The organism is Streptomyces sp. 7R007, from assembly GCF_054850255.1.
On the sequence record NZ_JBTWMV010000006.1, the window covers coordinates 203,304 to 228,977 of the forward strand.

A 25,674-nucleotide genomic window follows, 5' to 3' on the forward strand; every position below is an offset into this window, starting at 1 on the left:
GATTCCGCGTCACACTCGGCAGATCCGGACAAGGGGGCGAGTGCGGTGGGCAGTCTGGGCGGCGGCCGGTACGAGTTGCTCAGGCTGCTCGGTGACGGCGGGATGGGGCAGGTCTGGCAGGCCCGGGACCACGTGATGCGCCGCGAGGTCGCCGTCAAGGTGATGCGCGCCCACCACCTCGACGACCGCACCATGCTGCGCAGGTTCGAACGGGAGCTGGACCTCACCGCCCGGCTGCAGCACGGGAACGTGATCCGTGCCTACGACCGCGGATGGGACGACTGGAACGGCCGGCGCGCGATGTACCTGGTCATGGAGCTGCTGGACGGCATGTCGCTCGACGCTCGCATCGGGCGGGCTCCCCAGGGCGGGCTGGCCCTGCGTGACGTGATCGCCTGGGGCGGACACATAGTCCGGGGACTGGAGGCGGCGCACGAGGCCGGCCTCATCCACCGTGACCTCAAGCCCTCCAACGTCCAGATCACCCGCCGGGACGAGGCGGTGCTCCTCGACTTCGGCATCGCCTGCCTCCAGGAGGACCAGGAAGGGCTCACCCGGATCACCGGCGACGGCGTCGTGGTGGGCACCCCGCCCTACATGTCCCCGGAACAGTGCCGGGGCTCCGCCGTCACGGTCGGTTCCGACCTGTACTCGTTCGGATGCGTGCTCTACGCGATGTTGACGGGCAGGCCGCCGTTCCTGGGACCCGACGTGATGCGCCGGCACCAGAGCGAGACCCCGCTGGCACCCCAGGCACGCCGGGCCGACGTACCGGACGAGCTGGACGAACTCGTCATGGACCTCCTGGAGAAGCGGCCCGAGAAGCGCCCCTCCCCGGCGGCGGTGCGCGACCGGCTGAACGAGGTCGACCCGTGTCACGTGCGGCAGGAGTTCAGGTCGGAGCCACCGCCGTCGGAGCCACCGCCGTGGACCGGGGCGGGCGCGGGCTCCGGAGCCCGCGCCCCGGGAGGCGCGAAGACCGCGCCACCGCCGCCCCAGCGGCAGCAGCCCTCCGCGCCGGCCGCCGTCGACCCCGTACGGGCCGACATCTGGGGCCAGGCGACGGGCGCGAGCCTGCTGTCCGGCGTGGGCGTGTTCGGCCTGCTGTGCGGGGTGGACGGGACCGGCGTGGCCGAGTCCGTCGTGTGGGGCGCGGTGGTGGCCGGGGTCCTGCTCCTGGTGGGTGTGGCGACGGCCTACGCCACGGGGAACTCCCTCGACGAGGTGGAGCTCGGCTGTCTGACCTGCCTCTCGGCCCTGGGCTGGCTGGCGCTCCTCGTCGGCTGTGTCTGGCTGACCGCCGCGAGAGGCGACTTTCCCTGGTACTACGACTTCCTCGTCGGACTCGGGCTCAGCGTCGGCGTCACACTGCTGCTGGCAGGCGCCTACGGCGTGGGCGAGAACACCGGCCTGAGCCCGGCCGCGGGCGTACTGACGCTGCTGTGCGCGACCCTGCTGGGCACCCTCGGCTCGATCTCCTTCGCCGTGCACGAGCACCTCGTCTGGTGGGCCACCCTGCTGAGCGGTCTGGGTCTGGCGGCGGCCGCCGTCCTCGTGGTCGCCGCCTTCTACGCGACGACCTGACCCCACCCGTCGCCGCACGCGTGTCCCGAACGGCGACGGACGGGCGACTGCCCGCGAGGCGCTACGCGGTCAGCCGCACCGGCAGTTCGAACAGGTCGTTCTGGGTGACCACCGGCTTGTTGCGGAGTTCGGACGGGGGGACCGCCAGGTCCAGGGTGGGGAAGCGGGTGTAGAGGGCCGGGAGGGCCACGCCGGCCTCCAGGCGGGAGAGGGCGGCGCCGGGGCAGACGTGGGGGCCGTGGCCGAAGGAGATGTGGCGGTTGGCGGAGGTGCGGGTGATGTCGAACTCGCCCGCCGTGGGGCCGTGCGCCCGCTCGTCGCGGCCGATCGCGGCGTACGACACGATCAGCGCGTCGCCCGCCGGCAGGACCTTGTCGCCGACCTGGACGTCCTCCGTGGCGAAGCGGATCAGGACGTGCGAGGTGGGCGTGGAGTGGCGCAGCGTCTCCTCGACGACGGCGGACCAGTCGGCCTCGCCGGACAGGACCAGGGCGCGCTGGTCGGGGTGGAGCGACAGCTGGACCACCGCGTTGACGATGAGCGAGATCGTCGTCTCGTGGCCGGCCGCGACCATCAGCTGGAGCGTGGAGACGATCTCCTCGTCGGTGAGGTGGTCGCCGCTCTCCGAGGCCTGGATCAGCGCGGAGGTGAGGTCGTCGCCGGGCGCGGCCCGCTTGGCGGCGACCGTGTCCGCCATGATGCCCGCGAGCTCGGTGAGGGTGGCGATGACCTCGGCCGGCGGGGTCTGCGTCGAGAAGAACTTCTCGAAGAGCTCCTTCAGCCGGGGCAGCCTCGCCTCGTCGATGCCCATGAGGTCGGCGATGACGTACATGGGCAGCGGGTAGGCGAAGGCGGCCTTCAGGTCCACCACCTCGCCCGTGAGCCCGTCCAGCAGGCTCTCGGTCAGCTCGGTGATGCGGCCCCGCATCCGCTCCACCCGGCGCGGGGTGAGCGCCTGGGCGACCAGGGTGCGCAGCCGGCGGTGGTCGGCGCCGTCGACGGTGAGCATGGAGCGGCCGGGGTTGGCGAGGCCGATCAGGGGCCAGTCCGGCGGGATCTCCCCGCGCTGCCAGGCGCCCCACACGTTGATGTCCTTGACCAGCCGCGGGTCGGTCAGCAGCTGCTTCGCCTCGGCGTGGTGGGTGACGGCCCACACGGGCACCCCGCCGGGCAGTTCCACGGCGGCCAGCGGCCCGGCGGCACGCAGCCTCGCGCTCTCGCCGTCCAGGTCGGTGACGAAGGGGTCCAGGGCTATCCGGGTGTCGTCCGCACGCGTCTCTTCGATGCCGGTCGTCATACGGGGGAGCCTCCAACGGCAGGGGTCGGGGTGAACCGCACTGGCAACTCGGTCAGTCCTCGCAGCCAGGGCGAGGGCCGACGGGTGAGGGACTCGGCCGGGACGGCCAGGTCGATGTCGGGGAGGCGGTCCAGTACGACCTCGATGCCCGTGCGCGCGATGACCTCGGCGATCTCCTGCGCCGGGAACGGGCAGCGGTGCTCGCCGTGCCCGAAGGAGAAGTGCGCGCCGTTGCCGCCGGTCAGCGCGGCGCCGTCGGTGCGGACCCGCGGGTCGGAGTTGGCGCCCTGCAGGCCGAGCAGCAGCAGGTCGCCGGCGCGGATGTGCCGGCCGCCCAGATGTGTGTCGCGGGAGGCCCAGCGGCCGGCCACGTTCTGCGTCGGCGCGTCCTCCCACAGCACCTCGTTCATGGCCTCGGCGACGCTGTTGCGGCCGCCGAAGAGCGAGGCGGCGAAACGGTCGTCGGTGAGCATCAGCCGCAGCGAGTTGCCGATCCAGTCGGCGGTGGGCTGGTGGCCGGCGGCCATCATGACCATCAGGTCCTGCGCGACCTCCTCGTCACCGAAGCCGCTGCGGTTCGCGAGCATCCTCGACACGACGTCGTCGGCGGGCTCGGCCTTCCGGTCCGCCAGCAACCGCGCCATGGAGGTGGCCAGATGGGTCTGGCCCGCGATCGCCCGCTCCCGCCCGTCGATCATGTCGTTGAGCGCGGTGACCAGCCCAGGGCCCTGCTCGTCGGCGAACCCGTACAGCCGGGCCAGGACCCGCACGGGCAGCAGCATGGCGTAGTCGGCGATGAGGTCCGTCTCGCCCTTGGCGCACACCGCGTCCAGCAGCTCGTCGGCGAACCGCTCGGCGTAGCCGCGCAGTCGGGTGGGGTCGACGGCCTCCAGCGCGTCGCTGATCATCGCCGCGCGCTCGCGGTGGCGTTCGCCGACCGTGTAGAGGATCGACGGCTGCTTGCGGCCGATCATCGGCAGCAGCGGCCAGTCGTCGGGGATGTGCTCCCACTGGTTCCACAGCTCGGAGTCCCGGCTGAACAGCACCGGGTCGCCGGTGACCTGGTGCAGCTCGCGGTAGCCGAGCACCAGCCAGGCCGGCACGTCCCCGTCGAGCACGACCGGGGTGACCGCGCCGTGCTCGCGCCGCATCTCGCGGTACAGCCGGGCCGGTTCGGTCTGGAACCTGGGTCCGCCGAGCGGTACGGGCGCGCTCACAGGGCCAACTCCTCGTGGCTGTGGGGTGCTTGGGTGACGGCGTACCGGCTCCTGACGTGCTCGACCAGGGTGATCAGGACCTGCTTGCCGGAGGCCCGCAGGCGGGCGTCGCAGTCGACCAGCGGCACGTGCGGGTCGAGGTCGAGGGCCTCGCGGATCTGCCGCGGGGCGTAGGCGGGGCCGCCGAAGTCGTTGCAGGCCACGATGAACGGCGTGCCGTGGTGTTCGAGGCGGTCGATGGCGTACCAGGAGTCGTCGATGCGGCGAGTGTCGACGAGGACGACCGCGCCGAGCGTGCCGGAGAAGAGCCGGTCCCACAGGAACCAGAAACGCTCCTGGCCGGGCGCGCCGAACAGGTAGAGCACGTTGCGGGCGTCCAGCGTGATCCGGCCGAAGTCGAAGGCGACCGTGGTGGCCGTCTTGCCACGGATCTCGCTGACGTCGTCGACGTGCGCGCCGGCCTGGGTCATCGTCTCCTCGGTGTTGAGGGGACGTATCTCGCTGACCGAGCGGACCAGCGTGGTCTTGCCGACGCCGAAGCCGCCGACGACGACGATCTTCAGGCCGTTGTCGGCCGAGGCGCCCAGCGGCGTGCGGGCGTCAGAGGTTGCGGAGTCCAACGAGCACCTGTTCCAGGACGTCGGGGTCGATGACGGCGGCCTTCCTCGGGTGGCGGGCGCTGACGCGGCCCGCCGCGAGGAGGTCGGACAGCAGGATCTTGGTGATGCCGACCGGCAGCTTCAGCTCCGCGGCCAGCTCGACCACCGCCATGGGCAGTCGGGTCAGCCGCAGGATCCTCGCGTGTTCCGACTGCATGCCGGGTGCCGGGTCGGACTCGGCGACCACCAGGGTCACCAGGTCGAACGGGTTGTCCGGCGCGGCGTGGGCGCGGCCGCCGGTGAGGGTGTAGAGGCGGTCGGGCGAGTCGTCCCTGCCGGGGCGGCTCATGACGTACGGGGCTGCGCGGTCAGGTGTTCGCCGAGCTGTTCCACGAGTTCGCTCATGTTGTGGCCGACCAGTCCGGCGTCCGCGTCCTCGGTGGTGACGACGGCCAGGTGGGCGCCCTCACCCGCCTCGACGATGAACAGCACCCCGCCGTAGAACTCGGTCATCGCCGACCGTACGCCCCCGCTGCCGTCCCCGAACTCCACCGAGGCCCCGTGGGACAGCGACTGGATGCCGGCGGCGATCGCGGCGAGCTGGTCGGCCTGGTCGACGGTGAGCTCCGGCGTCCGGCACAGCTTCAGGCCGTCCCGGGACAGCACGAGCGCGTGCCGCGCGCCGGGCGTGCGCTTCAGGAGGCCCTCGATGAGCCAGGTGAGCTTCTCGTCGACGGTCGTCGTGCCGGTCATGAGGTGGGGTCGCCTTCCGGGTGCGAGGGGGAACGGGGGGTGGCTGGTTCGGGGGTGTCCGTGGCGGGCGCGGCCTGCTGTACGGGGCCGCCCTGGTCGGAGAGCGAGCCGTGCACGGCCCGGCGGAAGCTGCTGAAGCGGGCGGCGCGGGTGAGCGGGTCGTCGAGGGCGGTGGGGGTGTCGAAGGCGGCGGGGACGTCGCGGGTGGAGGGGGCGTGGCGGGTGGAGGGGACGTCGTGGGTGGCCGGGGCCTCGTCGGCACGCGCGCGTGCCCGGTCGGCGTCAGCGGCACGCGCGCGTGCCCGTGCCCGCTCGCGCTCGGCGGCGGCGAGCGCCTGCCCGCGACGGCGCTTGGGCAGCCCGTCGGGCAGCCCGTCGGACCCGCCCTCGGCGTGCCTGTCGGAGACCGTGCCGAAGGCGAAGAGCTCGCCGGAGGGAGCGCCGGAGGCACTTCCGGACAGGGTGTCGGAGAGCCTGTCGGTCGGCTGCTCGGGACGCGGTCCGGCGCCTCGGTCGGCGGACTCGTGGCCGGGGAGGGCATCGTCCCGGGTGTCCTGGTCGGGCGCGGCGGTGGCGTGATGGGCGTCGTCCGACTCGTCCGACCCGTCCTGCCGGCGGTCGCCCGTGCCACCGGTGTCGACGGCTGCGTCCGTGCTGCCCGTGTCACCCGTTTCCGTGTCGGCCCGCGCCCCCGCGGCCTCGTCGGCCCCGCGCGTCTCCTGGGCCGGCGGCCTCGGCAGGGTGAGCGGGCCCTGGGGGCGGGCCGCGTCCTTGGGTACGAGGATGTCGAGGGGGACGAGCATCAGGACGCCGGTGCCGCCGCGGGCGGAGGGGCGGTAGGACACCTTCAGGCCGTACTTGCGGGCCAGGCGCCCGACGACCGCGAGGCCCAGGCGTGTGCCGGTGAGACCGCCGAGGTCCTCCGTGTCGCCGGAGACGGCCCGCTCCGCGCGGCGCAGCTGCACCTCGCCCATGACCAGGCCGCTGTCCTCGACGGACACGATGACCCCGGCCGGCACCTCCTCGACGTACACGTGCACCTCGGCCGTCGGCGGCGAGAAGTTCGCCGCGTTGTCGAGGAGTTCGGCCAGCGCGTGCATCACGCCCTCCGCCGCGTGCCCGGCGACGGCGGCCTCGCAGGCGGAGTGCACCCGCACCCGCTGGTAGCCGCTGATCCGTCCCATCGCGCCGCGCAGGATCGACTCCATGGCGATCGGGCGGGCCCAGCGCCGCCCGGAGCGGGCGCCCGCGAGGACGGCGACGGAGTCGGCGAGCCGGCCCGCCTGCGCGGTGCGGTGGTCGAGGTGGAGCAGGTCGGCGAGGACGTCCTCGTCGGAGTGCCGCTCCTCCATGGCGCGCAGGTCGGCGAGCATGCCGGTGGTCAGGGCCTGCATGCGGCCGGCCGCGTTGGCGGTGGCCGAAACGGCGACGGCGCGCTCGTGGGCGGCGCGGCGCGCCTGCTCGGCGAGGCGCGTGTTGTCGGCGGTGAGGCGGTCGCGTTCGGCGGCGTGCTCCTCCGTCAGCCGGTCGCGTTCGGCGGTGTGCTCCTCCGTCAGCCGCGTGCGCTCCTCGGTGAAGGCGGCGGTGAGCCGGGCGCGCTCCTGCTCGAACTCGGCGGTCAGCCGGGCGCGTTCCTGGGCGAGCTCGGCGGTGCGCCGGGCCCGTTCGTGGGTCAGCTCCTCGGTCAGCTGCACGCGTTCCCGGTCGAACTCGGCGCTCTGCCGGGCCCGGTCCTGCAGCAGCCGGCCGGCGTCCTGGGTGACGGCCTCCAGGCGGCGCCGGGTGGCCTGGGCGGTCAGCAGGGCGTGCGTGGCCACGGCGACGGCGACCGTCAGCAGCACGGCACCCGCTCCGGCGCCGCACGCCAGCGGCACGCGCGCGGAGTCGGGCGCGGCGGCGACCGCACCGCCGACCGCGACCGCGGCCAGGACGGCGGTGAGCAGCGGCGCGGGCAGGAGTGCGCGCAGGGCGGGGCGTTCGCCCGGCAGGGTGGGGGCGGTCATGAATCGGTCCTCGGTCGGGGTCCTCGGTGGGGTCCTCGGTCGTCCTTGGTCGGCGGTCCGCTGTCGTCCGGAGTCCTGTCCTTGCGGTCGGATCTGGTCACAGTGCTGGGCGAGTAGCGTCACCATGCGTGCAACTGGCGGTCACTATATGGGAGTTCGTGATCGAATTGGGAAGGTTCTGGATGCGTTCACAGGTTTCGCCGGTCGGTTCGCCCTCTTCGGTGCCGGACCGTGACCGGTCACTGTCGGTGTCCGGATGCATGCTGGACGCATGACGGATCTGGAGGCGGAGCTGCGCGGCGTCGTCCGGGGAGAGGTCGGCTTCGACGTCACCTCCCGGGCGCTGGTGACCATGGACGCGTCCAACTACCGGCGCGTCCCCCTCGGAGTCGTCACCCCGCGTGACGCCGACGACGTGGCGGCCGTGCTGGAGGTGTGCCGCACGCGCGGGGTGCCGGTCGTCGCGCGCGGCGGCGGCACGTCGATCGCCGGACAGGCCACCGGCACGGGCGTGGTGCTGGACTTCACCCGTCACATGAACCGGCTGCTCGCCCTGGACCCCGGCTCCCGCACGGCCGTCGTCCAGCCCGGCCTCGTCCTCGACCGCCTCCAGGAGGCCGCCGCCCCGCACGGACTGCGCTTCGGCCCCGACCCCTCCACCCACGGCCGCTGCACGCTCGGCGGGATGATCGGGAACAACTCGTGCGGCGCGCACTCGGTGGCCTGGGGCACCACCGCGGACAGCGTGCGCGAGCTGGCGGTGATCACCGCGCGCGGGCGGCGGCTGCGGCTCGGGCGCGACTGGGCCGGGGCGCCCGAGGGCCTGCGGGCGCTGGTGGAGGGCGGGCTGGCACCGCTGCGCACGGGGTTCCCGCAGCTGCCCCGCCGCATCTCGGGGTACGCGCTGGACGCGCTGCTGCCGGAGAACGGCGCGGACGTCGCCCGGTCCTTCTGCGGCTCGGAGGGCACCCTGGGAGTACTCACCGAGGCGGTCGTCGACCTGGTCGAGACGCCCCGCGCGCGTGCCCTGGCCGTGCTGGGCTACGCGGACGAGAGCGGGGCCGCGGAGGCCGCCGCCGGCCTGCTGGCGTACGGCCCCCTGACGGTGGAGGGCATGGCGGCCGACCTGGTGCCCTCGGCCGTCGCGCTGCCCCGGGGCGGGGCCTGGCTGTTCGTGGAGACCGGCGGCGAGTCGGCGGGCGAGGCACGCGCGCGTGCGGAGGCGATCGTGCGCGCCGCCGACGTCGTCGACGCGCTCGTGGTGACCGACCCGGCCGACCAGCGGGCGCTGTGGCGCATCCGGGAGGACGCGAGCGGTACGGCGACCCGGATGCCGGATGGTGGGGGCACCTCCCGGTCGGGCGGAGCAGGGACCGGGGGAGAGGCGTGGCCCGGCTGGGAGGACTGCGCGGTGCCGCCGGCCCGACTGGGCGCGTATCTGCGGGACTTCCGCGCCCTGCTGGCCGCGCACGGGCTGCGCGGGACGCCGTACGGGCACTTCGGCGACGGCTGCATCCACGTCCGCATCGACTTCGACCTGATGACCGAGGCGGGCGTCGGCCGCTTCCGGCGCTTCTCGGAGGAGCTCGCCGACGTGGTCGTGGCGCACGGCGGGTCACTGTCCGGGGAGCACGGGGACGGGCAGGCGCGGGCCGAACTGCTGCCGAGGATGTACGGCCCCGACCTGATCGCCCTCTTCGAGCGCGCCAAGGCCGTCTGGGACCCCGACGACCTCCTCAACCCGGGCATGCTGGTCCGTCCCGCCCCCCTCGACGCCGGCCTGCGCTTCTCCGTCCTGCCCCGGGAACCGGTCGACGTGGCCTTCGGCTACCCGGCGGACGGCGGCGACTTCTCGGCCGCGGTCCGGCGCTGCGTGGGCGTCGCGAAGTGCCGTACGACCACGGCCTCCGGACCGTCCGTCATGTGCCCGTCCTTCCGGGCGACCGGCGCCGAGGAGCACTCCACGCGCGGGCGGGCCCGGCTGCTGCACGAGATGCTCGCCGGCGAACTGGTCACCGGCGGCTGGCGTTCCCCCGAGGTCCGGGACGCCCTGGACCTGTGCCTGTCCTGCAAGGGGTGCCGCTCCGACTGCCCGGTCGGCGTCGACATGGCCACGTACAAGGCGGAGTTCCTGCACCACCACCACGCGGGCCGGCGCCGGCCGGCCGCCCACTACAGCATGGGCCGGCTGCCGCAGTGGCTGCGCTGGGTGTCCCGTACGCGCACCGCCCGGCTGGTCAACGCCCTCGCCGCCGTGGGGCCGTTGGCGGCGCTCGGGAAACGGCTCGGCGGGATCGCGCCCGAGCGGCGCATCCCCCGGGTGGCCTCGCGGACGTTCAGCCGGTGGTGGCGGCGGGAGCTGACGCGGCGCCTGCGCGGGTGGGCAGGCGAGGTGCGGGCCGGGCGGCGGCCCGACTTCCCCCGGCAGACGGTCTTCCTGTGGCCGGACACCTTCACGGAACACCTGTCGCCGTCCGTGGGCCGGGCGGCCGTGCGCGTGCTGGAGGCGGCGGGGCTGGGCCCGATGCCGCTGCCGACGAGCGCGGCGACCGTGCACAGGTCGCCGGAGGGAGACCTCGAAGGCATCGGCGGGCACCCGCCGACGGCCCGCCGGTCCCGCGCCTGCTGCGGTCTGACGTACCTCTCCACGGGCCAACTCGACCAGGCCCGCGCGGTGTTGCGGCGCACCCTCGACCTCCTGGAGCCCTTCCTGCTGCCCGAGCAGGAGGACGACGCGCGCACGCCGTTCGTCGTCCTGGAACCGAGCTGCGCGGCGGCCCTCCGCACCGACCTGCCCGAACTCCTGCCCGACGACCCGCGCGCGACCCGCCTGGCCGCCTCCGTCGTCACCTTCGCCGAGGCCCTGCGGACGTACGCCCCCGACTGGATCCCCCCGGCCATCGACCGCCCGGTCACCGGCCAGACCCACTGCCACCAGCACGCGGTCCTCGGCGACACCCCCGACCGCGAGCTGCGCGAGGCGGCCGGCCTCACCGGCGAACTGGCCGGCGGCTGCTGCGGACTGGCGGGCAACTTCGGCTTCGAGAAGGGGCATTACGAGGTCTCGGTGGCCTGCGCGGAGGAACAGCTGCTGCCCGCGGTGCGCTCCGCGGCGCCCGGCACCATCGTCCTGGCCGACGGCTTCTCCTGCCGCACCCAGCTGGAACAGCTGGCGGGGGTGCGCGGCCGGCACCTGGCGGAGGTGCTGGCGGAGGCGCTGGACGCCGCCGAGGACCGGAATCCACAGGATTCACAGGGTTCATAAGGCCGCTCTCAGCTTCATAAGAGAATTCTCAGCTTCGGCGGGGCTCGCCCAGGATTCACCCAGGTATTCACAGCGGCTGTTTGCCGTTACCTCGCCGACTTTGCCGTTGCTTGAGCCCGGCGACGTGTAAGTTCTTCGTTGTCGGGCGGCGGGGAGATCCCGGATGACGATCCGGAGCGAAATCCCCGACGCTTCCGTAGAGAATTCTCGCACCACCTGCACCGCATACTCTCAAGGAGTCGGAATGAGCCTCAAGAAGCTCGCCCCGCTGCCCCCGAAGCCCAAGAACAAGCAGCTTCCGCCCCCGCCGAAGCCGAAGCCGAAGAAGCACCAGCCCAAGGCGCCGGCCCCCAAGCCGATCCCCGGTGGCGACAACCAGTGAGTTGTGAGAGGGCCGGCGGCTGAGCCGTCGGCCCTCTTTCCGCCCCCGGACCTGTTCTTCTCCGGCCGGGCCGGGAAATCGCGTGACGGAATGCGGAGGGAATGTGAAATGGGCTGGGACGAGGATGAAGAACTCGAATACGAGGACACGCCCACCATTCCGGCCCGTGCCGCGTTCCGCCGTTTCTGGCCGCTGACGAAGGGGCTGCGCGGCTGGCTGCTGCTGGTCTGGCTGTGCACGGTGCTCGCCGCGCTCGCCGAGACCGAGGCCATCCTGGTCTTCAGCGACCTCACCGACAACGCCCTCCAGAAGGGGTCGCCGGCCGCCTTCTGGGCCCCGGCCGGCCAGTGGCTCGCCGTGGCCACCGTCGGCGCGCTCGTCGCCTACGCCGGCAACTCCCTCGCCGCGTGGCTGACCGAGCGCTTCGTGATGCGGCTGCGCGAACACGTCTTCGACCATGTACAGCAGTTGCCGCCGCACTTCTTCCAACGCCACCGCCAGGGCGACCTGTTGTCCCGGCTGACCAGCGACGTCGAGGCGATCGAGACCATGGTCGTCTCGGGACTGGTCGGCGCCGCCTCCGCCGCCTTCTCCGCCCTCTTCTACGCGGCCGCCGCCTTCTGGCTGCGCTGGGACCTGGCCGCCGCCACCTTCGTCCTCGCCCCCCTCTTCTGGCTGGCCGCGCGCCGCTTCTCCGGCTCCATCAAGGACGTCTCCCGGGCCGGACGGGTCGCGGACGGCGCGATCACCTCCGTCGTCGAGGAGTCGCTCGGCAACATCGTGCTCACCCAGGCCTACGACCGCCGGGACGCCGAACGCCGGCGGCTGCGCGAGGAGGCGAACGCCTGGTTCCGCGCCTCCGTCCGCTCCACCCGCCTCAACGAGGCCTACGAACAGCTCGTCACCGTCATCGAGACGGTCTGCGTGCTCGCCGTGATCGGCATCGGCGCCTGGGAGATCTCCACCGGCCGCATGACCCTCGGCCGGCTCCTCGCCTTCGCCGCCTTCCTCGGCTACCTCTACCCGCCGGTGCGGGGCCTGGCCCAGCTCGGCCTCACGGTCACCGCGGCCACGGCCGGCGCCGAGCGCCTGATCGAGATCCTCGACGTCCGGCCGTCGGTGACGGACCCGCGCCGGGGCGCGGAGACCGGCCGCCCCGACGGCACCGTCCAGGTGCGCGACGTCGGCTTCACCTACCCCGGCGCGGACACGGTGGCCCTGGAGGGCCTGTCCTTCGACGTCAGCCCCGGCGAGCTGGTGATCATCACCGGCCCGAGCGGCGCGGGCAAGTCCACCGTCTCCAAGCTCCTGCTGCGCTTCTACGACCCCGACGCCGGCGACATCCTGCTGGACGGCACCCCGCTGCGGGACTTCCCGCTGGCCCGGCTGCGCGAGTACGTCACCCTGCTGCCCCAGGAGACGCTGGTCCTGCACGACACCGTGCGCGCCAACATCGCCTGCGGCCGGCCCGGCGCCAGCGACCAGGCCATCGAGGAGGCGGCGAAGGCGGCCGACGCGCACGACTTCATCCTCCGGCTGCCCGAGGGCTACGACACCCGGGTCGACCCCAACTCCGCCCGGCTCTCCGGCGGCCAGCTCCAGCGCCTCGCCATCGCCCGCGCGATCCTGCGGGACGCCCCCGTCCTGGTCCTCGACGAGCCGACCACCGGACTGGACGCGATGGCCGCCCGCCGGGTCGTCAAGCCGCTCCGGCGCCTGATGACCGGCCGGACGACGATCATGATCACGCACGACCTCAACCTCGCCCCCGATGCCGACCGCATCCTCGTCGTCGACCGCGGCCGCATCGTGGAGACCGGTCGCCACGACGACCTGCTCGCCCGGGGCGGCGCGTACGCCCGCCTGCACCGCTCGCAGAACAATGCGGTCATGGACACCGGCGAGCTGCGCCTCCCGCTGGACGCGCTCCAGCCGGGGCCGGGGTGCGGGCAGGAGACGTACGCCCCGCAGGCGACCTGGCAGGAGCAGCCGTACGGCCATGACCACGGTCACGCCTATATGCCGGACGCCCATGTGTATGGCGCCTATGTGCAGGACGACCATGCGTACGACGCCCATGGCCGGTACGCCCATGCCGCGGTCCCGGCCTCGGTGCCCACCGCGCTCCCCGACGGCCGCCCCCTCTTCCGGGACGAGGTGCCCTGGCCGGGCATCTGAGACGCCCTCGGTCCACCCCTCGGGACAGTCGCATAACGGGTTCACACGCCTGACCGGGTCCATTAGCCTGAACTCGGAAGTGCATCACGATGGACACCACCTCATCGCGATGAGCGCCCCATAGAACCCGTAGAGCCGAGCCCCTGGACCGCCCGTGACCACCCCGAACACCGCCGCCACCGCGCCTTCGGCGACCCGCGCCCCCGCCGCCCCGCCCGGCCGCGGCGCCCTCGGCTCCGTCGGCCTGGTCCTGGCGGGCGGGGTCTCCGTGCAGTTCGGCGGGGCGCTCGCCGTGAGCCTGATGCCCCGGGCCGGCGCGCTCGGCGTCGTCACGCTCCGCCTGATCGCGGCGGCCGTCGTCCTGCTGCTGGTCTGCCGGCCCCGGCTGCGCGGCCACTCGCGCGCCGACTGGGGGACCGTGATCGTCTTCGGCGTCACCATGGGCGCGATGAACGCCCTGTTCTACCAGGCGGTCGCCCGCATCCCCCTCGGTCCGGCGGTCACGTTGGAGGTGCTCGGCCCGCTCGCCCTCTCCGTCCTCGCCTCCCGCCGCGCCGTCAACGCCGTGTGGGCCGCGCTCGCCCTGGGCGGTGTGTTCCTCCTCGGCGGCGGGGGCTTCGGGGACCTCGACCCCACGGGAGCGGCGTTCGCTGTGGGCGCGGGCGCCATGTGGGCGGCGTACATCGTCTTCAGCGCGCGGACGGGGCGGCGGTTCCCGCAGGCCGACGGGCTGGCGCTGGCCATGGCGGTGGCGGCGCTGCTCGTGCTGCCGCTGGGGGCCGCCGAGTCGGGCGCGCGGCTGACCGACCCGACGACGGTCGCGCTGGGCTCCGCCGTCGCGATCATGTCCTCCGTGCTGCCGTACACCCTCGAACTGCTCGCCCTGCGCCGCCTGCCCGCCTCGGCCTTCGCCATCCTGATGAGCCTGGAGCCGGCGCTCGCGGCGACGGCCGGCTTCCTCGTCCTCGGACAGTCCCTGTCCGCCGTCCAGGCCGTCGCCATCGCCCTGGTGATCGCGGCGAGCATGGGCGCGGTCCGCACCCAGGTCGGCCGGGGCAAGGCCCGCGTGGAGGCCCCGGTGTCCTGAACGCCACCGTCCACCCCGGCGCCCTCAACGCCACCGCTCACCTCGCCAACTCGTCGACCCCCCACACCGCCGCCACCGGCATGAACCGGTGCTCGGCCGCGTGTGCAGCCATCCGGGCGTTGCGCGCGTCCGCCTCGGGCCCGTCCGGCAGGTGGAACTCGTCGCCCGCGCGCGCGGAACGGCTCTGCATGCCGGTCGCGCCGGACAGCCGGCGGCGCACGTACCGGTCCAGCGCACCGGGCACGTCGGCCGGTGTCGCCCCCCTCAGACAGTCGCCCAGCACAGCCGCGTCCAGGATCGCCTGCACCGCCCCCTGGGCCTGGAACGGCACCATCGCGTGCGCGCTGTCGCCCAGCAGCGTCACCCGGCCCGCGTTCCACCGCTCAAGCGGGGCGCGCGTGTGGATGCCGTAGCGGAGCATCCGCCCGGCGCGCTCCAGGACCCGCAGCACCCGCGGATCCCAGCCCTCGAACGCGCGCAGCTGCTCGCCCGGCTCGGCCAGCGCGGTCCACGACTCCTCGGTCTCGGTCTCCGCCTGGACGATGCCCACGACGTTGAGGAACTCCCCGCGGCGCACCCAGTAGTGGACGAAGTGCCGCCCCGGCCCGAGCCACACGGCGAGCTCCGGCAGCCCCAGGTCGGCCACCCGCCGCGCCGGGAGCAGCGCCCGGTAGGCGGCCGTCTTCGAGAACACCGCCTCGTCCGCGCCGAACAGCCACCGCCGCGCCGCCGAGCGCACCCCGTCCGCGGCCACGACCAGGTCCGCGCTCAGCCGTTCCCCGTGTGCCGTCACCACATGGGCCGCCCTCTCGTCCTGGTCGATGCCCACGACGAGGGTGTCCAGCCGCACCGAGGCGTCCGGCACCGCGGCCGCCAGCACACCGTGCAGATCGGCCCGGTGCACCACCAGATACGGCGCCCCGAACGCCTCCTCGGCCTCCCGGCCCAGCGCGTAACGGCAGATCTCCGACCCGTCCGACCAGGTGCGGAAGCCGACGTACGGAGGGCGGCAGGCGCGCGCGGCGACCGCGTCGAGCAGCCCCAGCCGGCGCAGTTCCCGCGTGCCGTTGGGCGCGAGCTGGATACCGGCGCCGATGTCGCCGAACCGCCCCGCCTGCTCGACCACCGTGACCTCCAGGCCGGCCCTGCGCAGACTCACCGCGGCGGCCAGTCCGCCGACCCCCGCACCCACGACGACGGCCCTCATGCGCCGACCCTAACCAGGCGGCGGACGCGGGCGACCCGTCGCTTCCGGCCAACAGAATTAATGCAAGCATGCTTGCTTGTTTCTGGTCCCGCTGCCATGCTCGCCCCATGGCCGACCCGACCCCCGTGATCGACGACCTGTGCGCCGAGAGCGAAGAACTCGACCGACTGGTGGCCGAGTTGCGCCCCGAGCAGTGGGCGCTCGCGACCCCCGCCGCCGGCTGGACCCTCGCCCACCAGATCGCCCACCTCGCCTGGACCGACCACTCGGCCGTGCTGGCCCTGACCGACCACGACGCCTTCGCCCGCGAGGTGGAGAAGGCGCTGGCCGCGCCGGGCGACTTCGTGGACAACGGCGCGGAGGAGGGCGCGGCGAAACCGCCCGCGCAGCTCCTCGCGGACTGGCGGACGGGCCGTAAGGCTCTGGAGGAGGCGCTGCGGGCGGCCCCCGCCGATGTGCGCTTCCCCTGGTACGGCCCACCCATGTCGGCCGCCTCCATGGCCACGGCCCGACTCATGGAGACCTGGGCCCATGGACTGGACGTCGCGGACACCCTGGGTGTGGTGCGCCCACCCACCGACCGGCTGAAGCATGTGGCCCGGCTCGGGGTGCGCACCCGCGACTTCGCCTTCGGAGTGCACGGACTGACCCCGCCGTTCGAGGAGTTCCGCGTGGAGCTCACCGGCCCGTCCGGCGAGCTGTGGGTGTACGGCCCCGAGGACGCCACCGACCGCGTCACCGGCCCGGCGCTCGACTTCTGCCTCCTGGTCACCCAGCGCGCCCACCGCGCCGACCTGGCCCTGCGCGCCGAAGGCGCCGACGCCGGCCGCTGGCTGGACATCGCCCAGGCCTTCGCCGGCCCGCCCGGCGAGGGGCGCGCGCCCAAGGAGGCCGGCCGGTGACCCTGCGCGTCGGCAACGCCTCCGGTTTCTACGGCGACCGCTTCGACGCCCTGCGCGAGATGCTCACCGGCGGCGAACTGGACGTCCTGACCGGCGACTACCTCGCCGAGCTGACCATGCTGATCCTCGGCCGCGACCGGCTGAAGGACCCCGGCGCCGGATACGCCCGCACCTTCCTGCGCCAGCTGGAGGAGTGCCTCGGCCTCGCCCACGAGCGGGGCGTGAGGATCGTGACCAACGCCGGCGGCCTCAACCCCGCCGGACTCGCCGCCCGGGTGCGGGAGCTGGCGGACCGGCTCGGGCTGCCCGTGCGCGTCGCCCACGTCGAGGGCGACGACCTGGGCGCCCGCCACCCGGACAGCCTCGCCGCCCACGCCTACCTCGGCGGCTTCGGCATCGCGGAGTGCCTCAGCGCGGGCGCGGACGTGGTCGTCACCGGGCGCGTGACGGACGCGGCGCTGGTCACCGGGCCCGCCGCCGCCCACTTCGGCTGGCGGCCCGACGCCTACGACCGGCTCGCGGGCGCGGTGGTCGCCGGACATGTGCTGGAGTGCGGGGCGCAGGCCACCGGCGGCAACTACGCCTTCTTCGACGAGGGCGGCCACGACCTGCGGCGGCCCGGCTTCCCCCTCGCCGAGCTGCACGAGGACGGCACCGCCGTCATCACCAAGCACCCCGGCACCGGCGGCTTCGTCGACGTCGGCACGGTGACCGCGCAGCTGCTGTACGAGACCTCCGGCGCCCGGTACGCGGGACCGGACGTGACGGCGCGGCTGGACACCGTACGCCTCACCCAGGAGGGCCCCGACCGGGTCCGCGTCGAGGGCGTGCGCGGCGAGGCACCGCCGCCCACCCTCAAGGTCGGCCTCAACCGGCTCGGCGGCTTCCGCAACGAGGTCGTCTTCGTGCTCACCGGCCTCGCCGTCGAGGCCAAGGCCGCCCTGGTGCGCGAGCAACTGGAGCCGGTGCTCGGCAAGGTCGCCGACGTGCGCTGGGAGCTGGTCCGCACCGACCGGCCCGACGCCCCCACCGAGGAGACGGCGAGCGCGCTGCTGCGGCTGGTCGTGCGCGACCCCGACCAGGAGGCGGTCGGGCGGGCGCTGAGCGGGGCCGCGGTCGAGCTGGCACTCGCCAGCTACCCCGGCTTCCATGTGCTCGCACCACCTGGAAAGGGCGCGCCCTATGGGGTCTTCGAGGATGTGTACGTCCCCCATGGTGCCGTCGACCATGTGGCGGTGCTCCACGACGGACGCCGCATCCCTGTGGCGCCGGCCCACGACACGCGCGTACTGGAGAGCGTGCCGGAGCCGGAGCCGCCCGCGCCGCTGCCGCCCGGGCCCACGCGGAGGGCCCCGCTGGGGCTGGTCGCCGGGGCCCGCAGCGGGGACAAGGGCCCGAACGCCAACGTGGGGGTGTGGGTCCGCTCGGACGAGGCCTGGCGGTGGCTCGTGCACGAGCTGACGGCCGACCGGTTCCGGCAGCTGATCCCCGAGAGCGCCCCGCTGCCCGTCACCCGGCACGTCCTGCCCAGCCTGCGCGCCCTGAACTTCGTCGTGGAGGGCATCCTCGGCGCCGGCGTCGCCGCCCAGCACCGCTTCGACCCGCAGGCCAAGGCCCTCGGCGAATGGCTGCGCTCCCGCCACCTGGACATCCCGGAGGCCCTCCTGTGACCGTCCTGCCGTCCGCCCTGGACACCCACGGCCCCGACTACCTGGCCCACCGCGAGGCCATGCTCGCCAAGCTCGCCGACCTGGACGCCGAGCACGCCAAGGCCCTCGCGGGCGGCGGCGAGAAGTACGTCCAACGGCACCGCGGGCGCGGCAAGCTGCTGGCTCGCGAGCGCATCGAGCTGCTCCTCGACCCCGACACGCCGTTCCTGGAGCTGTCGCCGCTGGCCGCCTGGGGCAGCGACCACGCCGTCGGCGCCTCCCTCGTCACCGGCATCGGCGTGGTCGAGGGCGTGGAGTGCCTGATCACCGCCAACGACCCCACCGTGCGCGGCGGCGCCAGCAACCCCTGGTCGCTGAAGAAGGCCCTGCGCGCCAACGACATCGCCCTCGCCAACCGGCTGCCCTGCATCAGCCTGGTCGAGTCCGGCGGCGCCGACCTGCCCTCCCAGAAGGAGATCTTCATCCCCGGGGGCGCCATCTTCCGCGATTTGACCCGGCTGTCGGCGGCCGGCATCCCCACCGTCGCCGTCGTCTTCGGCAACTCCACCGCCGGCGGCGCCTACGTCCCCGGCATGTCCGACCACGTGATCATGGTCAAGGAGCGGGCCAAGGTCTTCCTCGGCGGGCCGCCCCTGGTGAAGATGGCCACCGGCGAGGAGAGCGACGACGAGTCGCTCGGCGGCGCGGAGATGCACGCGCGCGTGTCGGGTCTCGCGGACTACTTCGCCGTGGACGAGCCCGACGCGCTCCGGCAGGCGCGGCGGGTGGTGGCACGCCTGAACCACCGCAAGGCGTACGGCGATCCCGGACCCGCCGAGCCGCCCAAGTACGACCCCGAGGAGCTCCTCGGCATCGTCCCCGGTGACCTGAAGGTGCCCTTCGACCCCCGCGAGGTCATCGCCCGCGTCGTCGACGCCAGCGACTTCGACGAGTTCAAGCCGCTGTACGGCACCAGCCTGACGACCGGCTGGGCCACCCTGCACGGCTATCCCGTCGGCATCCTCGCCAACGCCCAGGGGGTGCTGTTCAGCGCGGAGTCCCAGAAGGCGGCCCAGTTCATCCAGCTCGCCAACCAGCGCGACATCCCGCTGGTCTTCCTGCACAACACCACCGGCTACATGGTCGGCAAGGAGTACGAGCAGGGCGGCATCATCAAGCACGGCGCGATGATGATCAACGCGGTGAGCAACTCGAAGGTCCCGCACCTGTCCGTGCTCATGGGCGCCTCCTACGGCGCCGGCCACTACGGCATGTGCGGCCGGGCCTACGACCCGCGCTTCCTGTTCGCCTGGCCCAGCGCCAAGTCGGCCGTCATGGGCCCGCAGCAGCTCGCCGGCGTCCTGTCGATCGTCGCCCGCCAGTCGGCCGCCGCCAAGGGTCAGCCCTACGACGAGGAGGCGGACGCCGCGCTGCGCGCCATGGTGGAGCAGCAGATCGAGTCCGAGTCGCTGCCGATGTTCCTGTCCGGGCGGCTCTACGACGACGGCGTCATCGACCCCCGCGACACCCGAACCGTCCTCGGCCTGTGCCTGTCCGCGATCCACACCGCCCCCTACCAGGGCGCGCGCGGCGGCTTCGGCGTCTTCCGGATGTGAGGCCCGTGATTACTTCCGTACTGGTGGCCAACCGCGGCGAGATCGCCTGCCGCATCTTCCGCACCTGTCGTGAGCTGGGAATCCGGACGGTCGCGGTGCACTCCGACGCCGACGCGGGCGCGCTCCACGCGCGCGTGGCGGACTCGGCGGTACGGCTGCCGGGGGCGGCGGCCGCGGAGACGTATCTGCGCGGCGACCTGATCGTGAAGGCCGCCGTCGCCTCCGGCGCGGACGCCGTGCACCCCGGCTACGGCTTCCTCTCCGAGAACGCCGACTTCGCGCGCGCCGTCCTCGACGCGGGCCTGGTGTGGATCGGGCCGCCCCCCGAGGCGATCGAGGCGATGGCGTCCAAGACGCGCGCCAAACAGCTCATGGGGCTCGCGCCGCTGGACGAGGTGGGCGAGGCCGACCTGCCGGTGCTGGTGAAGGCCGCCGCGGGCGGCGGGGGGCGCGGGATGCGGATCGTGCGCCGCCTGGAGGACCTCGGCGCCGCCCTGGAGGGCGCGCGCGCCGAGGCGGCGAGCGCCTTCGGGGACGGCGAGGTCTTCGTCGAGCCCTATGTGGAGGGCGGCCGGCACGTCGAGGTGCAGGTCCTGGCCGACACGCACGGCACGGTGTGGGCGCTCGGCACCCGCGACTGCTCCCTCCAGCGCCGCCACCAGAAGGTGATCGAGGAGGCACCCGCACCCGGCCTGTCCGCACGGCTCGACGGGGAACTGCGCGCGCTGGCCGTACGGGCCGCCCGCGCCGTCGACTACGTGGGCGCCGGCACCGTGGAGTTCCTCGTCGCCGACGACCGGCCGCACTTCCTGGAGATGAACACCCGCCTCCAGGTCGAACACCCCGTCACCGAGGCCGTCTTCGGCGTCGACCTGGTCGCCCTGCAACTGCGCGTCGCCGAGGGCCACGCCCTGGAGGCCGAGCCGCCACGCGCGCGTGGCCACGCCGTCGAGGCCCGCCTGTACGCCGAGGACCCGGCGGCCGACTGGGCCCCGCAGACCGGCACCCTGCACCGCCTGGCCGTCCCCGACGGCATCCGCCTGGACACCGGCTACACGGACGGCGACACCATCGGCGTCCACTACGACCCCATGCTCGCCAAGGCCGTCGCCCACGCCCCCACGCGCGAGGAGGCGATCCGCAAGCTGGCCGGCGCCCTCGAACGCGCCACGATCCACGGCCCGACGACCAACCGCGACCTCCTCGTGCGCTCCCTGCGGCACAAGGAGTTCACCACCGCCCGCATGGACACCGGCTTCTACGACCGCCACCTCGCGGAACTGACCGAGCCCGCCCGCGACCCGTACGCTCCCCTGGCCGCCGCGCTGGCCGACGCGCACGGCCGCTCCCGCTTCGGTGGCTGGCGCAACGTGCCCTCGCTGCCGCAGGTCAAGCGGTACGCCCTCGCGGGCGAGGAACACGAGGTGCGCTACCGGCACACGCGCGCGGGTCTGGAGGCGGACGGCGTGCGCGTGGTGCACGCCGACGCGCGCCTGGTCGTCCTCGAAGCGGACGGTGTGCAGCGGAAGTTCGAGGTGGCGCGGTACGGCGACCAGGTGTACGTCGGCCCGACCGCGCTGACGGCCCTGCCCCGCTTCCCCGACCCCGCCGCCCAGCACGCCCCCGGCTCCCTGCTGGCCCCCATGCCGGGCACGGTCGTCCGGGTCGCCGAGGGGCTGGCCGAGGGAGCCGCCGTACGCGCCGGAGAGCCCCTGCTGTGGCTGGAGGCGATGAAGATGCAGCACAGGATCACCGCCCCGGTCACCGGCCGGCTGACGGCCCTGCACGCCGTACCGGGACAACAGGTCGAGGTCAACGCATTGCTGGCGGTCGTCGAGGAGGAGCAGTGAGCGTGATGCAGGAAACGCAAGAGCACAGGGACCTGCGGGCCGCGGTCGCCGCCCTCGGCGCCCGTCACGGCCGTGCCTACGTGCGCGAGGAACTCTGGTCCGAGGCGGCCAAACTGGGCTACCTCGGCGTCAACCTCCCCGAGGAGTACGGCGGCGGAGGCGGCGGCATCGCGGAGCTGTCCATCGTCCTCGAGGAACTCGGCGCCGCCGGCTGCCCGTTGCTGATGATGGTCGTCTCCCCGGCGATCTGCGGCACGGTGATCTCCCGCTTCGGCACCGACGCCCAGAAGCGGGCCTGGCTGCCCGGCCTGGCCGACGGCACCCGCACCATGGCCTTCGGCATCACCGAACCCGACGCCGGCTCCAACAGCCACCGCATCACCACCACCGCCCGCAGGGACGGCACCGACTGGCTGCTCACCGGCCGCAAGGTCTTCATCTCCGGCGTCGACATCGCCGACGCCACCCTGATCGTCGGCCGCACCGAGGACGCCCGCACCGGCCGCCTCAAGCCCTGCCTGTTCATCGTCCCCCGGGACGCCGAAGGCTTCACCCGCCGACAGATCGACATGGAACTGCACGCCGTGGAGAAGCAGTTCGAGCTGGTCCTGGACGACGTACGGCTGCCCGCCGACGCCCTGGTCGGCGACGAGGACGCGGGACTGCTGCAACTGTTCGCCGGCCTCAACCCCGAGCGCGTCATGACCGCCGCCTTCGCCATCGGCATGGGCCGCTACGCGCTGGCCCAGGCGATCACCTACGCGCGCGAACGCACCGTCTGGAACGCCCCCATCGGCGCCCACCAGGCCATCGCCCACCCCCTCGCCCAGGCCCACATCGACCTCGAACTCGCCCGCCTGATGATGCAGAAGGCGGCCCACCTGTACGACGCCGGGGACGACGTCGGCGCCGGCGAGGCGGCGAACATGGCGAAGTACGCGGCGGGAGAGGCCTGCGTGAAGGCCGTCGACCAGGCCGTGCACACCCTCGGCGGCAACGGCCTCACCCGCGAGTTCGGGCTCGCCTCGCTGATAACCGCCGCGCGCGTGGCTCGTATTGCTCCGGTGAGCAGGGAGATGATTCTCAACTACGTCTCCCACCAGACCCTGGGCCTGCCCAAGTCGTACTGACCGTTCGCCAGGAGGAACCGTGTTCCGCAGCGAGTACGCCGATGTAGCCCCCGTCGACCTGCCCATCCACGACGCGGTGCTGGGCCGGGCCGCCGAGCACGGTGAGGCGCCCGCCCTGATCGACGGCACCGACGGCACCACCCTCAGCTACGAACAGCTCGACCGCTTCCACCGCCGCATCGCCGCCGCCCTCGCCGAGGCGGGCGTCCGCAAGGGCGACGTCCTGGCGCTGCACAGCCCCAACACCATCGCCTTCCCGACCGCGTTCTACGCCGCCACGCGCGCGGGGGCCGCCGTCACCACCGTCCACCCCCTGTGCACGGCCGAGGAGTTCGCCAAACAGCTGAAGGACTCCGCGGCCCGCTGGATCGTCACCGTCTCGCCGCTGCTGGAGACGGCCCGGCGCGCGGCCGAACTCGCCGGCGGCGTCGAGGAGATCCTCGTCTGCGACAGCGCCCCCGGCCACCGCTCCCTCATCGACATGCTGGCCTCGGCCGCCCCGGAACCGGTCGTCGACATCGACCCCGTCGCCGACGTGGCCGTACTGCCGTACTCCTCCGGGACCACCGGCATCCCCAAGGGCGTCATGCTCACCCACCGCCAGATCGGCACCAACCTCGCCCAGCTGGACTCCGTGATCGACGCCGGGCCCGGCGAGCGCATCCTCGCCGTGCTGCCGTTCTTCCACATCTACGGCCTGACCGCCCTGATGAACGCGCCGCTGCGCAAAGGCGCCACGGTCGTCGTCCTGCCCCGCTTCGAACTGGAGACCTTCCTCGCGGCCATCCAGAACCACCGCATCACCGGCCTGTACGTGGCCCCGCCCATCGTCCTGGCCCTCGCCAAGCACCCCCTGGTCGCCGAGTACGACCTGTCGTCCCTGAAGTACGTCATCAGCGCCGCCGCCCCCCTGGACGCGCAGCTCGCCGCCGCCTGCTCCCGGCGCCTCGGCCTGCCCCCCGTCGGCCAGGCCTACGGCATGACGGAACTCTCGCCCGGCACCCACGTCGTCCCCGTCGAGGCCATGCACGAGGCCCCGCCCGGCACGGTCGGCAAGCTCATCGCCGGCACCGAGATGCGGATCGTCTCCCTCGACGACCCCGACAAGGACCTCGGCGTCGGCGAGTCCGGCGAGATCCTCATCCGCGGCCCCCAGGTCATGAAGGGCTACCTCGGCCGCCCCGACGCCACCGCCGCGATGATCGACGCCGACGGCTGGCTGCACACCGGGGACGTCGGCCACGTCGACGCCGACGGCTGGCTGTTCGTCGTCGACCGGGTCAAGGAGCTCATCAAGTACAAGGGCTTCCAGGTGGCCCCCGCCGAGCTCGAAGCCCTCCTGCTCACCCACCCCGGCATCGCCGACGCCGCCGTCATCGGCGTCTACAACGACGAGGGCAACGAGGTCCCGCGGGCCTACGTCGTGCGCCGGCCCACCGCGCCCGACCTCTCCGAGGGCGAGGTCATGATGTACGTCGCCGAGCGCGTCGCCCCGTACAAACGCGTCCGCCAGGTCAGCTTCATCGACGGCGTCCCACGGGCCGCCTCCGGCAAGATCCTGCGGCGGGAACTCAGGGAGCGCCCGTGACGTCGATCGGCCGTACACGCGCGCGGGGCGTCGAAACCCTCACCCTCGACTCCCCGGCCAACCGCAACGCCCTGTCCGCGGCCCTCGTCGGGGAGCTCGCCGACGCGCTGACCGACGCCGGCAAGGACACCGGCGTACGGGCCGTGGTCCTCACCCACACCGGCGGCACCTTCTGCGCGGGCGCCGATCTGCGCGACCCCCCGCACCCCGACGCCCTCGTGGGACTGCTCCGGCAGATCGTCGAGCTGCGCAAACCGGTCGTCGCCCGCGTCACCGGCCACGTCCGCGCGGGCGGCCTCGGCCTGCTGGCCGCCTGCGACATCGCGGCGGCCTCGGGCGCGGCGACCTTCGCCTTCACCGAGGTACGGATCGGAGTCGCCCCCGCGGTCATCTCCCTGACGCTGCTGCCCCGCGCCGACCCCCGCGCCCTCGCCCGCTACTACCTCACCGGCGAGCGCTTCGGCGCCGCCGAGGCGGTCCGCGCCGGCCTGCTGACGGCGGCGGGCGAGGACGTGGACGCCGTACTGCAACCGGTCCTCGACGGGCTGCGACGGTCCGCACCCCAGGCCCTGGCGGAGACGAAAGCGCTGCTCACGGCTAGGGTGCTGGAAGCCTTCGAACGGGACGCGGAGGACCTGACCGCGCTCTCGGCCCGCCTGTTCGCCTCGGCGCAGGCACACGAGGGCATGACGGCCTTTCTGGAACGACGGGATCCCGCATGGGCGCTGTGAGCACGGTCGGCGACCGTGGAGTGGAACGGACCCCCAAACAGGACCGCAGCCGCGTCACCCGGCAGCGGCTCCTGGAGGCCGCCGTGGCCTGCCTCGCCGAGCGCGGCTGGGCGGGCTCCACGGTCTCCGTCGTCGCCGAACGCGCCGGTGTCTCCCGGGGCGCCGCCCAGCACCACTTCCCGACCCGCGAGGACCTCTTCACGGCGGCCGTCGAGTACGTGGCCGAGGAACGCTCCACCGCCCTGCGCGCCCTGTTCCCGCAGGGCGCCGCGGACCGCCGGGCCGTGGTCGCCGCGCTCGTCGACCTCTACACCGGCCCGCTCTTCCGCGCCGCCCTCCACCTGTGGGTCGCCGCCTCCAACGAGGAGCAGCTGCGGCCCCGCGTCACCGAACTCGAAGCCCGCGTCGGCCGCGAGACCCACCGCATCGCCGTCGACCTGCTCGGCGCCGACGAGTCCCGTCCCGGGGTCCGCGAGACCGTCCAGGGCCTGCTGGACATGGCCCGCGGCCTGGGCCTGGCCAACCTGCTGACCGACGACACCGGGCGCCGGGAACGCGTCGTGACCCAGTGGACGGCCATCCTGGACCGGGTGCTCGGGGACTGAGCGTTCCTCGCGGGCCGAGCGTGTGTCAGGG

Annotated in this window: 20 protein-coding genes; 13 read left to right on the top strand and 7 right to left on the bottom strand. The window is 73.7% G+C overall.

What is annotated here, in order from left to right:
• Positions 1 to 45: 45 nt before the first annotated feature.
• Positions 46 to 1,584 (top strand): serine/threonine-protein kinase, encoded by a 1,539-nt coding sequence (locus tag ACYF6T_RS10850; protein ID WP_461695481.1) that lies wholly within the window; start codon positions 46 to 48, stop codon positions 1,582 to 1,584.
• 61 nt (positions 1,585 to 1,645) lie between these two features.
• Here the strand turns inward: ACYF6T_RS10850 and ACYF6T_RS10855 are convergent, their stop codons facing one another.
• From ACYF6T_RS10855 to ACYF6T_RS10880, 6 genes are read right to left on the bottom strand one after another with little or no spacing between them, the layout of a single operon-like run.
• A complete protein-coding gene (locus ACYF6T_RS10855; RefSeq protein ID WP_461695483.1) occupies positions 1,646 to 2,881 on the bottom strand; it encodes a cytochrome P450 family protein in 1,236 nt (411 codons plus the stop codon).
• Positions 2,878 to 4,098: a cytochrome P450 gene (locus tag ACYF6T_RS10860; RefSeq protein WP_461695485.1), complete on the bottom strand. Its 1,221-nt coding sequence runs from the start codon at positions 4,096 to 4,098 to the stop codon at positions 2,878 to 2,880. The genes ACYF6T_RS10855 and ACYF6T_RS10860 overlap by 4 nt, the downstream gene beginning before the upstream one ends.
• The gene (locus tag ACYF6T_RS10865) at positions 4,095 to 4,718 is read right to left on the bottom strand and encodes a GTP-binding protein (RefSeq protein WP_461695487.1); all 624 of its coding nucleotides are present in this window, start codon (positions 4,716 to 4,718) and stop codon (positions 4,095 to 4,097) included. Before ACYF6T_RS10865 ends, ACYF6T_RS10860 begins: the two co-directional genes overlap by 4 nt.
• Entirely contained in the window at positions 4,699 to 5,046 is a 348-nt protein-coding gene (locus ACYF6T_RS10870; RefSeq protein ID WP_461695489.1) for a DUF742 domain-containing protein, read from the bottom strand. The genes ACYF6T_RS10865 and ACYF6T_RS10870 overlap by 20 nt, the downstream gene beginning before the upstream one ends.
• Positions 5,043 to 5,450 carry a roadblock/LC7 domain-containing protein gene (locus tag ACYF6T_RS10875; protein ID WP_461695491.1) on the bottom strand — a complete coding sequence of 136 codons (408 nt, stop codon included), beginning with the start codon at positions 5,448 to 5,450 and terminating at the stop codon, positions 5,043 to 5,045. The genes ACYF6T_RS10870 and ACYF6T_RS10875 overlap by 4 nt, the downstream gene beginning before the upstream one ends.
• The gene (locus ACYF6T_RS10880) at positions 5,447 to 7,453 is read right to left on the bottom strand and encodes a sensor histidine kinase (RefSeq protein WP_461695493.1); all 2,007 of its coding nucleotides are present in this window, start codon (positions 7,451 to 7,453) and stop codon (positions 5,447 to 5,449) included. The genes ACYF6T_RS10875 and ACYF6T_RS10880 overlap by 4 nt, the downstream gene beginning before the upstream one ends.
• A gap of 271 nt (positions 7,454 to 7,724) precedes the next feature.
• On the opposite strand from ACYF6T_RS10880, the gene ACYF6T_RS10885 reads away from it, so the two are divergent.
• The 4 genes from ACYF6T_RS10885 (at position 7,725) to ACYF6T_RS10900 (ending at position 14,365) form a co-directional block, all read left to right on the top strand.
• Positions 7,725 to 10,718 (top strand): FAD-binding and (Fe-S)-binding domain-containing protein, encoded by a 2,994-nt coding sequence (locus ACYF6T_RS10885; protein WP_461695495.1) that lies wholly within the window; start codon positions 7,725 to 7,727, stop codon positions 10,716 to 10,718.
• Positions 10,719 to 10,962: 244 nt separating this feature from the next.
• Positions 10,963 to 11,100, top strand: coding sequence for a hypothetical protein (locus tag ACYF6T_RS10890; protein WP_461695497.1), 138 nt, complete (start codon positions 10,963 to 10,965; stop codon positions 11,098 to 11,100).
• Between the two features lie 108 nt (positions 11,101 to 11,208).
• On the top strand, positions 11,209 to 13,278 hold the full coding sequence (locus ACYF6T_RS10895; RefSeq protein ID WP_461695499.1) for an ABC transporter ATP-binding protein: 2,070 nt from the start codon (positions 11,209 to 11,211) through the stop codon (positions 13,276 to 13,278).
• Positions 13,279 to 13,432: 154 nt separating this feature from the next.
• Positions 13,433 to 14,365 carry an EamA family transporter gene (locus ACYF6T_RS10900; protein WP_461695501.1) on the top strand — a complete coding sequence of 311 codons (933 nt, stop codon included), beginning with the start codon at positions 13,433 to 13,435 and terminating at the stop codon, positions 14,363 to 14,365.
• A gap of 37 nt (positions 14,366 to 14,402) precedes the next feature.
• Here the strand turns inward: ACYF6T_RS10900 and ACYF6T_RS10905 are convergent, their stop codons facing one another.
• Positions 14,403 to 15,572 (bottom strand): FAD-dependent monooxygenase, encoded by a 1,170-nt coding sequence (locus ACYF6T_RS10905; RefSeq protein ID WP_461695503.1) that lies wholly within the window; start codon positions 15,570 to 15,572, stop codon positions 14,403 to 14,405.
• 107 nt (positions 15,573 to 15,679) lie between these two features.
• Here ACYF6T_RS10905 and ACYF6T_RS10910 point away from each other — a divergent pair, with 107 nt between their 5' ends.
• From ACYF6T_RS10910 to ACYF6T_RS10945, 8 genes are read left to right on the top strand one after another with little or no spacing between them, the layout of a single operon-like run.
• A complete protein-coding gene (locus ACYF6T_RS10910; RefSeq protein ID WP_461695505.1) occupies positions 15,680 to 16,474 on the top strand; it encodes a TIGR03084 family metal-binding protein in 795 nt (264 codons plus the stop codon).
• Positions 16,471 to 18,144, top strand: coding sequence for an acyclic terpene utilization AtuA family protein (locus tag ACYF6T_RS10915; RefSeq protein WP_461695507.1), 1,674 nt, complete (start codon positions 16,471 to 16,473; stop codon positions 18,142 to 18,144). Before ACYF6T_RS10910 ends, ACYF6T_RS10915 begins: the two co-directional genes overlap by 4 nt.
• Positions 18,141 to 19,739 (top strand): acyl-CoA carboxylase subunit beta, encoded by a 1,599-nt coding sequence (locus ACYF6T_RS10920; protein WP_461695509.1) that lies wholly within the window; start codon positions 18,141 to 18,143, stop codon positions 19,737 to 19,739. The genes ACYF6T_RS10915 and ACYF6T_RS10920 overlap by 4 nt, the downstream gene beginning before the upstream one ends.
• Positions 19,740 to 19,744: 5 nt before the next feature.
• Complete coding sequence (locus tag ACYF6T_RS10925; RefSeq protein ID WP_461695511.1) at positions 19,745 to 21,589, top strand: acetyl/propionyl/methylcrotonyl-CoA carboxylase subunit alpha; 1,845 nt, start codon at positions 19,745 to 19,747, stop codon at positions 21,587 to 21,589.
• 5 nt (positions 21,590 to 21,594) lie between these two features.
• On the top strand, positions 21,595 to 22,719 hold the full coding sequence (locus ACYF6T_RS10930) for an acyl-CoA dehydrogenase family protein (protein WP_461695513.1): 1,125 nt from the start codon (positions 21,595 to 21,597) through the stop codon (positions 22,717 to 22,719).
• 19 nt (positions 22,720 to 22,738) lie between these two features.
• Positions 22,739 to 24,307: a 4-coumarate--CoA ligase family protein gene (locus ACYF6T_RS10935; protein WP_461695515.1), complete on the top strand. Its 1,569-nt coding sequence runs from the start codon at positions 22,739 to 22,741 to the stop codon at positions 24,305 to 24,307.
• A complete protein-coding gene (locus tag ACYF6T_RS10940; RefSeq protein WP_461695517.1) occupies positions 24,304 to 25,038 on the top strand; it encodes an enoyl-CoA hydratase family protein in 735 nt (244 codons plus the stop codon). Before ACYF6T_RS10935 ends, ACYF6T_RS10940 begins: the two co-directional genes overlap by 4 nt.
• Entirely contained in the window at positions 25,026 to 25,643 is a 618-nt protein-coding gene (locus ACYF6T_RS10945; RefSeq protein ID WP_461695519.1) for a TetR/AcrR family transcriptional regulator, read from the top strand. The genes ACYF6T_RS10940 and ACYF6T_RS10945 overlap by 13 nt, the downstream gene beginning before the upstream one ends.
• The last annotated feature ends 31 nt before the right edge of the window (positions 25,644 to 25,674 follow it).